Raw genomic sequence first — 11,928 nt, 5'->3', positions numbered from 1 at the left:
CCACGGCAGCGAGAAATCAAATCCGCCGAACCAGAATAAGCAAACCCAGGCGCCAGGCCGGGAGAACTACGGGCCTGACGACCTCAACTGCTCCAACCGCCCGGTGCGGACCCGCATGCCGGGTGGTGTGGGAGGGGCGGAGCCAATAGGCTCCCCCCTATCCCGATTGTGATGTTACGGTCGGGAGACCCCGGTGAAAGAGCAATCCGATATTCCGACTGTGTCCCGTCGGATCGTGATCATGGGCAATGGCGGATCCGGCAAGACGTGGCTGGCGCAGCGGCTGGCAAGGCCGCTTGGCCTGCCGCTGTTTCACCTGGACGACGTTCATTGGGAGCCGGGCCGCTACGGGATTGCCCGCGACAGGGCGGCCGTGCATGAGGATATCCGAATGATTGCGGCGGGTGAAGCCTGGCTGATGGAGGGCGTATACGGTTTGTACGTCAATATAGCCTTGCCGAGGACAACGACTCTAATCTGGCTCGATGTGAGCGAAGAGGAATGCGTGGCGAATATCCTGCACCGCGGCATCCAGGGTGGCGAAAGCCAGCAATCATTCGAGGAGCTGGTCAAATGGGTTTCGGAATACCGGGCCAGAAAGAATAACTGGAACGCATTCGACGGCCATCTGAAGCTCTACGAAGGCTTTGCCGGCCCCAAAGTCCGACTGCACAGCCGGGAGCAGATCCTGGGATATGCGGAAAGTTTTCTCAAGGCATAAAAAAGCCGGCGCAGGCGACCGCACCGGCTGTGGTACTTGCAAAACTCGTTCAGTTGCCGAAAGCGGTGCGCAGCAGATTGAGCTGGGCGCGGACGCTGTTTTCGTTGTCCGGGAGGACTGCGGCGTCGGACGCGCGATAGATCTCGCGGTCGAGAAGCGCGATGCGGTTCTGCAGCCGCAGCGAACGTTCCACCAGATCGCGGAAGCCTTCCGGCAGTTCGAGCCAGCCGGGAGCGTTGCGGTCGACGTTGAAGCCGTCCAGGCGCACCTTGCTCTTTTCCGACATCACCTGGTCGCGGCTCATTTCACCATTGTTGACGGCGCGCTGCAGGAGCAGCCAGGAGGCCATCTGCATCAGGCGGGTGGTGAGCCGCATGGATTCCGCGGCGTAGAGAACGGATGCCATGCGCGGCAGAACCTTGGACGCGGCCCGGCCGGTACCGTCGAGATAGCTTGCGGTCTCCTCGACAAGCGCCATGCCTTCCGTGTAGAGCGCCTTGAACTGCGACGACGTTGCGGCGCGGCCGGCGAAACTGACGGTGTTCAATCCCTGTTCGGACATCGAATTCATCCTGCTAACGCAATCACATTCAGGCAATGGCAACGGCGGATAAAAGTTCCCCTGCCGTTCTGTCTGCTTGAAGATGGTACTTATAATGGAAATCCGCAAGCCGTTTCTTAAGGAAAGGTTAATACCCACAGGAAGTGGTAAACGCCGGCACGGTTCCTGAAATGGGACGTATTTCGGGCGGCGAATACAGCATTTCGGAGAGTAGGGCTACGGCTTTTTTATGCAGTCACTCGCGATGCAGAGCGGCGACGGAGGATCTGCAGGAAAAAGAAGAGCCGCGGAAAGGCGGCTCTCAAGGTAAAACAGGGAGAAATCAGACCATTCGCCGAACGGTGAAACTGTCTGAGTCCGGGAGGCCCGAACTGTCTCCATATTCTTTGTTAATGATTAATATGCCGTTAATGCCAGGCGAGAAATACTTCCGATCTTTGCAATATATTTGGCTTTATGACCGGAAGAGACCATCTGCCGCACGGCGTCCGGCTGCCTTTCTTTCTTTCTCGGCCTCCAGGCGAGTGATCTCCTGTCTCAGGAGGCCGATGCGTGAGTCGAGTTCGTCGACGGAGAGCATCGAAAGGTCGGCGCCGATCTCATGCGCCGTCGGCTTCTTCTGGCGATCGTCATCGAGAAAGCTCATGGTGCCTCCTTCTTGAGGGTGCTGTCAGCGCCGGTCTCCGCCTGGGCACGTGGGTCAAGCGACAGGCTTTCCGGCGTGGCAAGCGGCGCCGTCGAGGTGGGCGCGGTCGTATAGGCCTCGCGGTCGCCGCTCGGCACAGCGGCGCGCTGGCGGCTGCGGACGATCGCATAGGCGGTCACCAGAATATGCGCTCCGGCCGTCACCGCAAAGAGGGCATGTGGACCGGCCCAGCTCATGACCGGCCCGCCAAGCGTCGGGCCGATGATCGTGCCGATGCCGAAGAGCAGCAGCAGCCCACCCGAGACCTTCACGAAATCCTCCGGCGCGGCGAAGTCGTTCGCATGGGCGACGGCGATCGGATAAAGCGCGTTGGCCGCTGCACCATAGATCGCCACCAGCACGACGATGCCGTAAACGTCGGTCGGACGGATGACGGCAATTGCCAAGCCGGCAAGCGCTGCCGCTGCCGAAAGACCTGCCAGCACATATCGGCGGTCCATGTTGTCGGACAGACGGCCCGCGGGAAACTGCATGATCGCACCGGCAAAAATGGTGATGCTGACCATGGCGGCGACCGCCCCGTTGTCCAGGCCTGCCCGGGTGCCGAAGACGGCCCCCAGCGTGCCGTAGGCGCCGTTCGCGATGCCGATCAGGAGGATGCCGACACAGGCGATCGGCGACGTCCGGAAGAGGCCCGGAAGATCCAGCCGCGCCCTTTTCAGCGGCTGCGGGGAGGCGGCCTTGGAGAGCGTCGTCGGCAGGGCTGCAACGCAGTAGAGGATACCGCAGACCATGAAGAGCGCCGGCGTCGACACGTCGCCGAACGGCACCATCAGTTGTCCTCCCACCACGCCGAAGAGCGTGATGGAGATGTAGAAGGAAAAGATCGTGCCGCGGCTTTCGGTGGTGGCGCGTTCGTTCAGCCAGCTTTCGATGATCATCGAGGTGCCGGCGGTCGAGAAACCGGTGAAGGCGCGCAGGACCAACCAGGTGTTCTGGTCGACGAGAAGTCCGGTCAGCAGCACGTTCAGGCAGATCAGCGAAAGGAAACCTGAAAAGGCTCGTACATGGCCGATGCGGCGCACGACATTCGGGGCGACGAAACAGCCGATGACGAAGCCGGAAGCCCAGGTGGTGCCGAGCAGGCCCAGCACCTCGTTTGAATACCCCTCCGCCGAACCCCGCACGGGCAGCAAAAGGCCCTGGAGACCGTTGCCGAGAAAGAGGAAAAGCGTACCAAAAAGGAGGGCGAAGACTGGGAGGAGATTTCGTCTCATCGTGGTACTGTCTGCTCTTTTCGCGAATGCGATCGATAATGGAATCGGGGGGCGTGCAAGCATGGTTGCGCGCCGATGAACCGGGCGTTAACGAAGGCGGAAGCGGATTTGCGGATGCCCCCGAATCTGTTGATGGATATCTGTGGTGGAGCGCAAAAATGTCCAGCCTATGGCGGCGGCGGAAACGAAGGCGGGAATGACAAAGGCGATCGCCATCCTGCTGATGCTTGCCATGTTGATCCAGATCATCAAGCCGCTCGGATTGCCCGGTCTGAGGCGCCGGGGTGATTTCTGGAAGCTCGCGGTCTTCGCCTTCGCGATCTGGAGTGCGGCGCTTTTACTGAGAGACTTTACCTGATCAGCAGTCGACCAAGCCGCGCATGACGGATACACATCGGCCGGTGACGCGCACGTCGGTCACGGTGCCGGCGGCCTTCACCACATCGATTTCGATCAGGCTGCGGCGGCCCATTTCAACGCCTTGTTCTATCGTGATGTGCGTCTCTGCCTCGGAACCGGGGGCGCGGGTGACAAGAAAGGCGGAAAGGGCGGCGGAGGCGCTGCCGGTCGCCGGATCTTCCATGATGTCGTCGAGCGGCGCAAACATGCGGGCGCGGATATGCCACGGGTCGTCCACGCTGCGGACATAGAGGAAGAGCGAGAAATCGCCCGTCGATCTGGGATGTCTGGCGGCGGCTTCATGAAATACCGAAACGTTCGGGCGGGCGGCGGCAAGCGTCGCGAGATCTTCGAGTTCGGCTATAGCGAAGGGCAGGCCGACCGAAGCGACAATCGGCGCGTGGTTCGACGTGCGGATCTTGGCGGCATCAATCGAGGCGCAGCCGGCGATCAGTTCCGGAGCGATCTCTTCGGCGAGCTCCAGTGGTTGCGGGGCACGGATCGTGGCCCCGGTCACGGCACCGGCCTCCCGGAGAAGGTTGACCTCGACCAGCCCGGCGATCTCTTCGAAACGAAGCGTATCGGTGACGGGTTTTCCAAAGACGTCTTTTTGGCGACCGAGGACGAAGGCGGTGCCGACATTGGGATGACCTGCGAACGGGATTTCCATCGTCGGTGTGAAGATGCGGACACGGGCGCTGTTTTGAGAATTTTCGGGCGGCAGCACGAAGGTGCTTTCGGCATAACCGAACTCGGTGGCGATCTGCTGCATCTGCCGGTCGGTCAACCCGCGCGCGTCGGGAACCACGGCAAGCGGATTGCCCGCAAAGCGTTCTTCGGTGAAGACATCGACGGTAACAAATTCGGCGGTCGGCATAGCGCCCTCATCTGCAGCAGGGATCCGCCGATCTAAATCCTTCCGGATGGTCCGAACCAGCCAATCTTTTTGATCCTTGCATCACGAAAGGCAATGCGGTCTCTAGGCGAGGCCATGCTCCTTCATTGCCTTCTCTTCGTCGCCGGTGACGTAGGCGAAAATCCTGGCATCACCATCCGCGACGGTGACGAAGTAGAAGTTGGTGAAGCAGATGCGACCGTTCTCGCCCGCCCTGTTGACGTAGACGAATTCCCAGCCCACCTCCGCCAGGGCATGCAGATCATTGAGCGGCGTGACGCGCAGACCGGTCAGCAGCATCTCCTTGCCGCCCACCTCGCGGTAGTGCGCAAACCCTTGCGGAATAACCTCGCGGAACCTCTCGTCATTGGCTCCGCCCATCACACCCTGCGGGGCTGAACCAACGAAATAAGGGGCGAAGAAAGCAGCCACCCTGCCGACGTCCACCGAGGTCGGATCCGCCAGAGCCTCATTACTGACACGGCCGTAGTCGTTGAAAAGCTCACGTACCTTTACTTCCAGTTCCGTCATGGCTTGACCTCCTGACCGCAAGAAAACGTGGTGGCTGCGGTTCGGTTCATCAAGCTTTGCAGATCAGAGCGCAGACAAAAGGCCGCTCCGTTGCCGGAGCGGCCTTTTCCTCCCTTGAAAAAGCGCATGTTTATGCTGCCTTTTCGAGATCTTTCTTCCGGCTGAGATCAGCGACGTGCTCCCCAACCCATTGTTCAGATGGCGTCAGGACTTGTCGATGCTTGCGGCGTAGATCTGATCGATCGTTTCCGCGAGGCTGGCGTTAAACTCCGCGTCGCTCATCGTGACGCGCAGCTTTTCCGTCAGTCCGCGCGAGAAACTCGCGATCATGCCATGGTTATGGCTGAGCTTTTCACAGGCTTCCGCTGTGCTGTAGCCGCCGGAAAGGGCAACGACGCGGATGACCGACTTGTGAGCGATCAGAGGAGCGTAAAAGTCGGCAACCGTCGGGATCGTCAGCTTGAGCATGACGGTTTCGCCTGCGGGAAGCTTGTCCAGCTGCTCGGCGATCTCGTCGCGCAAAATGGCTTCGGCCTGTTCCTTGGTCGGGCTTTTGATCGACACTTCAGGCTCGACGATCGGGACAAGGCCTTGGCCGATGATCCGACGCGCAACCTCGAACTGCTGCCGCACGACGGCCGCGATGCCGGCCTTGTCGGCATGAGCGATCACCGAGCGCATCTTGGTTCCGAAAATTCCCTTTTCGCGGCCGCGGATCAAGAGAGCGTCCAGATCGGGCATCGGCTTCATGGTCTGAACCCCGTTTTCTTCGGCATTCAGGCCCTTGTCGACCTTCAGGAAGGGTACGACGCCGCGCTTTTCCCAGAGATAGGACGGGACAGGCTGACCATCGACGTCGCCGTCCATGGTCCGTTCGAAAAGGATTGCACCGATGACCTTGTCGCCCGTAAAGGCCGGCGCGCTCATGATGCGGACGCGCATGGCGTGCATCAGGCGGAACATCTCTTCGTCACCCTGGTAGTCGGATTCGGACACACCATAAAGGCGCAACGCTCCGGGTGTTGAACCACCGCTTTGGTCCAGCGCCGCAATGAATCCAGGCGCAGAACTCATCTTGTTCAACATCTTGGCGTCCACCATACTAACTCCTGTCCCTAAAGTTGGCGCGAAACGCGCTCATATCTCCCAAAGCTTGGAATTTGCGGATAACAGAAGTTTTTTTAAAGGGAAATGCTCGCCTAACGTACTGAAACGATTGAAATGCTTTCAATCGTTTAAAATATCTAAATTTCTTTAAACGGGTTAACATCGAAGCGCGCCGCCCTATATCGGCGCGCCTCTTGCTTTCATAATGCTCCAATCAGGCCGTCTTGGAAAGGACGGAAACCCCCGGCAGTTCCTTGCCTTCCATCCATTCCAGGAACGCGCCGCCGGCCGTCGAGACATAGGAGAAGTCGTCAGCCACACCGGCATGATTGAGGGCCGCTACCGTATCGCCGCCACCGGCGACCGAGGTGAGCCTGCCGGCCCTGGTTTCGGCGGCGGCATGCTGCGCGGCGGAGACCGTCGCCTTATCGAAGGGTTCGATCTCGAAGGCGCCGAGCGGTCCGTTCCAGACGAGCGTCGCGGCTTTGGAAATCCAGTCGTTCACAGCCGTCACCGACTTCGGCCCGACATCGAGCATCATGGCGTCAGCCGGGATTGCTTCGATGTCCACCACTTCGTTGGCAGCACCGGCCTTGAACTCGCGGGCGACGACGCCGTCGACGGGAAGCACGATCGCGCAATTGGCCGCTTCGGCCGCCTTCATGATTTCCCGTGCGGTTTCTGCAAGGTCATGTTCGCAGAGAGACTTGCCGACACTGATGCCCTTGGCGGCGACAAAGGTGTTGGCCATGCCGCCGCCGATGACCAGCGCATCGACTTTCGTGACCAGGTTCTGGAGGAGATCGATCTTGGTGGAGACTTTTGCGCCGCCGACGATCGCCACCACGGGACGGGCCGGATTGCCGAGGCCCTTTTCCAGCGCCTCAAGCTCTTCCTGCATGGTGCGGCCGGCATAGGCGGGGAGGTGATGGGCCAGGCCTTCGGTGGATGCATGTGCGCGGTGGGCGGCGGAGAAGGCGTCGTTGACGAAGATGTCGCCGTTTTTGGCGAGCGCTTCGGTGAAGCCGGGGTCGTTCTTTTCCTCGCCCTTGTGGAAGCGGGTGTTTTCGAGAAGCAGAATGTCGCCGTTCGCCATCCTGGCGACGGCCTGTTCGGCCTCCGGGCCGATGCAATCGGCGGCAAAGAGGATCTTCTTGCCGAGCACGGCATTGACGGCCGAGACGATCAGCGACAGCGACATCTCGGCGACCGGCTCACCCTTAGGACGGCCGAAATGGGCGAGCAGGATGACTTTGGCGCCCTTGCCGGAAAGTTCCAGGATTGTCGGTGCGACGCGTTCGATCCGGGTCGCATCGGTCACCTTGCCATCGGCGACGGGCACGTTGAGGTCGACGCGCACGAGCACGCGCTTGCCTGCGATATCGGAAAGGTCGTCGAGAGTTTTAAAGGCCGGCATGAGCTGATCCATCTGCTTGGGAAAGTCGCAGCGGACCATACTATGGTTGACCGGTGACGCAAGCGGTTGATCGGCCGGACGTGCATTCCCCGTTAACCGGCGGTCGCCGCCATGGGGCGTCTAGCCCTTTTTCTCCGGCACCGGTCTGCCGCGGTATTTGCGCAGCAGATCGCGAATCCGGTGGGCGATCTCGCGCATGTTGATGAAGATCGGCAGGTTTGTGGCGGGCTCGACCGGCTCCAGCGAAATTCCGATGCTTTTGACATGCTCGTGTTCATCGAGATCGCGGACGATCAGGATGATCGAACCGAAACGGATGCGGTCGGCGTAATCCGCCCGGCCGCCGAGTCGCGAAGTGATAAGGTCGCCGACGGTCATGTTCTGCTCATTGGCGGAGAGCAGGCCCGGGCCATAGGCCGCATCGAGCTCCCTGGCCGGACGGGTCGGTGAGATCGCGAAGGCGCCGAAGAATTCCGCGTCGTCCTCGTCGACCGGCACCTGGCTTGCAAAGATGCGGTCGAGCAGTTTCGAATAGGCCGGCGAGATGAAGAGATAGACCTGGTCGTTCTCCTTCAACCGGCCGGCATATTGGTAACGCATGCTGCGGCCGTCGCGGATGACGAGCGAGGGCATGGCCCAGCGCGGGATGCGCTCGCCGCCCAGGATCGGGCTGTCCTTCATGACGCGGTAGGAGATCAGTTCGTGATGGGCGGTACCCGGCAGGTCGAGCTCGATCTTGTCGACGGCGCCGATACGCGGCGGAATGATGAGGCCGAGCTTCTGGGCGACGGGCTTGATCGTCCAGCCCTGAACCAGGAGAGACACCAGCACGATGATGAATGTGGTATTGAAGAAGATCGAGCCGTTCTCGACGCCGCTCAGGATCGGCATGATGGCGAGCAGAATGGAGACTGCGCCGCGCAGGCCGACCCAGGCGACGAAGCCGGTTTCCTGCTGGGTGAAGTCGTAGGGAAGCAGGCTGAGCCACACCGCGATCGGCCGGGCGACGAAGATCAGGAAAAAGGCAAGGCCGACCGCCGGCAGCAGGATGACCGGGAATTGCGATGGCGTGGCGAGCAGGCCGAGCACCAGGAACATGATGATCTGCGCGAGCCAGGTCAGCCCCTCGTTGAAGCGGACGATCTGCGCCTTGGCAAACATCTTCCGGTTGCCGGAATAGATGCCGGCGACATAAACCGCCAGGAAGCCGCTGCCGCCCATGGCGCCGGTGAAGGAAAAGACCAGCAGCGCCAGCGTCAGCACGAAGATCGGCGCCAGGCCGCGGTCGGAGGTGAAGCGGTTCAGCACCCAGACGATCATCATGCCGCCGAGCAGGCCGAAGAGCACACCAAGGCCCATTTCTTCGATGAACAGCAGCAGAAAATGCGCGTTCAGCCCGGAAAAGCCCTGGCCGGTCGCGACGAGTTCCGCCAGCGCCACCGTCAGGAAGATCGCCATCGGATCGTTGGTGCCGGACTCCACCTCCAGCGTCGAACGCACCTTGTCGCGGATGTTGATGCCGCCGATGCGCAGCAGGAAAAAGACGGCGGCCGCATCCGTGGAGGCGACGATCGCGCCGAGCAGCAGGCCTTCGAGCCATGTGAAGCCGAGAAGCAGGACCGCGCCGATCGAGACGATCCCGGATGTCAGCACGACGCCTGCCGAGGCGAGCGTCAAGGCCGGCGCCGCGGCGATGCGGAACGAATGAACGGGCGTCATGAAGCCGGAATCGAAGAGCACGATCGCCAGAGCAAGCGATCCCAGCATGAAGGTGAAGGAGTAGTTCTCGAACTGGATGCCGAGCCCATCGACACCGGCGGCGAGCCCGATCGCCAGGAAGACAAGCAGCAATGGCGCGCCGAACCGGAAGGCGAGGAGACTCGAAAGGGCGGCCACCAGCACCAGGACCGTGCCGACCAGCAGGATGATGTAGAACGCCTCCACCTATACGGTCCCTTCCTTTACCCCTTGCCCGTCACACGTTCCCCGCCCGCAGCCCCGGAACCGGAACTGTGCCCCGCCGCGAAGCGGCTTCTGAAGAATGAGACAGATCCCGGCTCGACGCCAGGCGAATCGATAGAACACATTGATTAGGCGGGAACAATTCCGGCAAGAGAAGGGCAGGGCGGAAAAAAGACGGATTCGTGCCTTGGTGCCGATGGCTTTTTACTTTTCTGCCCGGCGTCTTGTCCCAAAAACGGGTGCTACTTTTGGGGACGCTGGAGGATCGGAGAGCCCACACGAATGCGGAACCTCAGGTGAGTTTAGTAATGTGGCTCCGCATTCGCGTGGCCTTCGGCGTCTTGTCGAGGCTTCCGGCCTCTACAGGTGATCACCTCGCCTCGCTGCGTGGCTTTGTTCGCGATTTCCTTTCGGGAAACCTCACCACTTGCACGGCTCAACCGAACCTGGCCCGGCGGCCAGGGGGAGGCTTGATAGGGTTCGGGTTGCCCCTTGCCCATGGCTTTCACCTCTTCCACCGTCCCCGCACGTTACGGTTTTGATGAAAGCGCCGGCCCCGCCTGCCCGCGAACGTCTCGCGAAACACTCCGGTGGTGGGAGCGGGAGGATTGTAGGCATGGGTTGGAGGGGTGGGGAAATGGGAGGGTGAAAAAATCTGAGGGAGAGGTGCGGGGCGGGGCTTTGAAGCCTTCGCTACACGCGTCGAAGCCCTGAATAGGTAGTTATCCATCTGACGCCACACGTTAGATTTCACGGCTAAGCAAGCTTTCTCTCTGCGTGAAGTCGCATTATCGCGCCGATGCTCATTTTCAAATCAGTTTTTGCTATCAGCCGTTCGTCATTGACATTTAGGCCGCTAGCAACCTGATCAAAGACAATAAGCGCTGAAGCTAAAGCGATCACTGTCGGAGAGAGTTTTGGAATGGTCATTTCAGTCACGACATGGCCATGGGCAGCGATTGTCCGTAATTCTAGAATGTTTCGAACAAGAACACGCTGTTCGTTGCTGGATATGAGTGGTGATATGGTGGAGAATATCTCCTTCAATCGAGTAGGCAGAGACCTCTGGTTCAATTGCTTAATAAGGCCCGTAATACGTTCGACAGAGACGTTTAGCCCGAGTAGTTCCGCTTCTTTAAACGCAGCGAGTGTGACTTTTTCGATTGCTTCTTCCGAATAGGCGCTTATTCCCCCCTTTGAAATACTCTCAACCGCTGCGCATAAATCAACAATGTCGCTCAGATTATATCGCGTATGCATCGTGGAAATGACGCCATTGAGCAAAACCCGGAAACGGCGCCTGTCAGGCTCGCCTAGCAGCCAAGACTGCATCAAATCTGATAATTTGCTACGCTCATTCCATTCACGGAAAGGAACGTTTGCTGGTCCAAAATTCCATGGGTTTGGCCTATGTGAAACGCCGATCAAGTTGGGGAGGTACAAGCTTGCTGATACGGTACGCCTTGAGGTGCCATTGGCTCGTACCCCAACTTTAGAAGGTTCTAACTCCTCGCTAGCGATCTGGGAAAAGAATCGCTTCCAAGACCACGCAGCATCCAACGCATCGTCCAAATTTACGAGTTTGCTCCAATATATACGCGCATAAAATCGAGTCTGAAGATGCAAGCTATTGCCACCGAATCCTGACGATCCTGCACTCACTATCTCATAGCGAGCGTCATCTACGGTAAAGCTGATTATCTTTTTGGGACCGTGAGATATGTAGACCATATCAGGACTAAAAAAGTCATGCGTCCGCACGTAATCTTGGTATTGATTGATCTTATCGGCAGCCGATCTGATCTGCATAAGCTTGTTGAGGATATTTTTTGGAGCTTTATAAAGAGAATGAGATTCTATAAAGTCGTAGCGGAAGAAATCCCCAAATTTATCAATGCTGAATACGATCGGATTTACTTTATTCTGTTTCGATAAAGCCTCGGCGTCAACGCAGACAATGTTAGGAAATATAGTTTCCGTGATTTTTTCGGAATGTATTTGTGATTTCTGAAATCCCATATTTATGCAGTTATGCAAAAAGATCTTTCTTCCGTTTTCTGCTGTGGTCGAAAAAGAAAAAAAGCCCTGACTGTTACTGTATGACCGCGCAGGCTGATGCGAGGTTATCCGTACCAAAGTATCTTTACCCGAAACCGTGAGGGTTCCGGTAGCGTTTGGGTCACGATGATGACCGTGTAAAAGCGTGCCCGAGAAGTCTTTCGCGATTTCGTCAAAGGTCTGCATATTATACCCAGTTTTCAACCAGTTTGAAATTGTCACCCTCGCCAGTGCTTGCGGCAAGGTCAAACACAGCGTTCACTCGAATGTATTTCAGGCCATATTAAAATTGGTGATGCCGAAAACGGCAACGTCCTCTTGTGGCGCTATGGGTGCTTCACGTCTGCTGCGCA

At 58.8% G+C, this 11,928-nt stretch carries 11 protein-coding genes; 2 read left to right on the top strand and 9 right to left on the bottom strand.

Annotated features, from left to right (window positions below; genetic code table 11):
* Window positions 1–193 precede the first annotated feature (193 nt).
* Window positions 194–721 (top strand): AAA family ATPase, encoded by a 528-nt coding sequence (locus EDE09_RS06015; RefSeq protein ID WP_348631309.1) that lies wholly within the window; start codon window positions 194–196, stop codon window positions 719–721.
* 49 nt (window positions 722–770) lie between these two features.
* On the opposite strand, the gene EDE09_RS06010 is transcribed toward EDE09_RS06015, so the two are convergent.
* The 3 genes from EDE09_RS06010 to EDE09_RS06000 form a co-directional block, all read right to left on the bottom strand.
* On the bottom strand, window positions 771–1,283 hold the full coding sequence (locus EDE09_RS06010) for a DUF1465 family protein (RefSeq protein WP_105375045.1): 513 nt from the start codon (window positions 1,281–1,283) through the stop codon (window positions 771–773).
* Between the two features lie 454 nt (window positions 1,284–1,737).
* Window positions 1,738–1,929: a DUF1192 domain-containing protein gene (locus EDE09_RS06005; protein ID WP_105375044.1), complete on the bottom strand. Its 192-nt coding sequence runs from the start codon at window positions 1,927–1,929 to the stop codon at window positions 1,738–1,740.
* Window positions 1,926–3,206 carry an MFS transporter gene (locus EDE09_RS06000; RefSeq protein WP_105375043.1) on the bottom strand — a complete coding sequence of 427 codons (1,281 nt, stop codon included), beginning with the start codon at window positions 3,204–3,206 and terminating at the stop codon, window positions 1,926–1,928. The genes EDE09_RS06005 and EDE09_RS06000 overlap by 4 nt, the downstream gene beginning before the upstream one ends.
* 145 nt (window positions 3,207–3,351) lie before the next feature.
* On the opposite strand from EDE09_RS06000, the gene EDE09_RS05995 reads away from it, so the two are divergent.
* Window positions 3,352–3,564: a hypothetical protein gene (locus EDE09_RS05995; RefSeq protein ID WP_132409313.1), complete on the top strand. Its 213-nt coding sequence runs from the start codon at window positions 3,352–3,354 to the stop codon at window positions 3,562–3,564.
* Here EDE09_RS05995 and EDE09_RS05990 read toward each other — a convergent pair whose 3' ends face one another.
* The 6 genes from EDE09_RS05990 to EDE09_RS05965 all read right to left on the bottom strand — a co-directional run bounded on the left by EDE09_RS05990 (window position 3,565) and on the right by EDE09_RS05965 (window position 11,761).
* Window positions 3,565–4,482: a PhzF family phenazine biosynthesis protein gene (locus EDE09_RS05990; protein WP_105375041.1), complete on the bottom strand. Its 918-nt coding sequence runs from the start codon at window positions 4,480–4,482 to the stop codon at window positions 3,565–3,567. It lies immediately after the preceding gene.
* Between the two features lie 102 nt (window positions 4,483–4,584).
* Window positions 4,585–5,031: a hypothetical protein gene (locus EDE09_RS05985; protein ID WP_105375040.1), complete on the bottom strand. Its 447-nt coding sequence runs from the start codon at window positions 5,029–5,031 to the stop codon at window positions 4,585–4,587.
* A 204-nt stretch (window positions 5,032–5,235) separates the two neighbouring features.
* Window positions 5,236–6,132, bottom strand: coding sequence for a fructose bisphosphate aldolase (locus tag EDE09_RS05980; RefSeq protein ID WP_105375039.1), 897 nt, complete (start codon window positions 6,130–6,132; stop codon window positions 5,236–5,238).
* Window positions 6,133–6,352: 220 nt separating this feature from the next.
* Window positions 6,353–7,555 carry a phosphoglycerate kinase gene (locus EDE09_RS05975; RefSeq protein ID WP_105375046.1) on the bottom strand — a complete coding sequence of 401 codons (1,203 nt, stop codon included), beginning with the start codon at window positions 7,553–7,555 and terminating at the stop codon, window positions 6,353–6,355.
* Window positions 7,556–7,675: 120 nt separating this feature from the next.
* Window positions 7,676–9,499 (bottom strand): potassium/proton antiporter, encoded by a 1,824-nt coding sequence (locus tag EDE09_RS05970; RefSeq protein WP_105375038.1) that lies wholly within the window; start codon window positions 9,497–9,499, stop codon window positions 7,676–7,678.
* A 774-nt stretch (window positions 9,500–10,273) separates the two neighbouring features.
* Window positions 10,274–11,761 (bottom strand): hypothetical protein, encoded by a 1,488-nt coding sequence (locus EDE09_RS05965; protein ID WP_132409311.1) that lies wholly within the window; start codon window positions 11,759–11,761, stop codon window positions 10,274–10,276.
* Window positions 11,762–11,928 lie beyond the last annotated feature (167 nt).

Origin of the sequence: Neorhizobium sp. S3-V5DH (assembly GCF_004343065.1) — a bacterium.
Taxonomy (GTDB): domain Bacteria; phylum Pseudomonadota; class Alphaproteobacteria; order Rhizobiales; family Rhizobiaceae; genus Neorhizobium; species Neorhizobium huautlense.
Note: the sequence above shows the minus strand (reverse complement) of the source record. Positions and strands in the feature narration are given on the sequence as shown.

Bases quoted from the DNA above. Each gene is read 5' to 3' on its own strand.
- EDE09_RS05965 (WP_132409311.1), bottom strand. From the start codon at position 11,761: ATGCAGACCTTTGACGAAATCGCGAAAGACTTCTCGGGCACGCTTTTA.
- EDE09_RS05990 (WP_105375041.1), bottom strand. From the start codon at position 4,482: ATGCCGACCGCCGAATTTGTTACCGTCGATGTCTTCACCGAAGAACGC.
- EDE09_RS05985 (WP_105375040.1), bottom strand. From the start codon at position 5,031: ATGACGGAACTGGAAGTAAAGGTACGTGAGCTTTTCAACGACTACGGC.
- EDE09_RS05980 (WP_105375039.1), bottom strand. From the start codon at position 6,132: ATGGTGGACGCCAAGATGTTGAACAAGATGAGTTCTGCGCCTGGATTC.
- EDE09_RS05975 (WP_105375046.1), bottom strand. From the start codon at position 7,555: ATGCCGGCCTTTAAAACTCTCGACGACCTTTCCGATATCGCAGGCAAG.
- EDE09_RS06000 (WP_105375043.1), bottom strand. From the start codon at position 3,206: ATGAGACGAAATCTCCTCCCAGTCTTCGCCCTCCTTTTTGGTACGCTT.
- EDE09_RS06005 (WP_105375044.1), bottom strand. From the start codon at position 1,929: ATGAGCTTTCTCGATGACGATCGCCAGAAGAAGCCGACGGCGCATGAG.
- EDE09_RS06010 (WP_105375045.1), bottom strand. From the start codon at position 1,283: ATGTCCGAACAGGGATTGAACACCGTCAGTTTCGCCGGCCGCGCCGCA.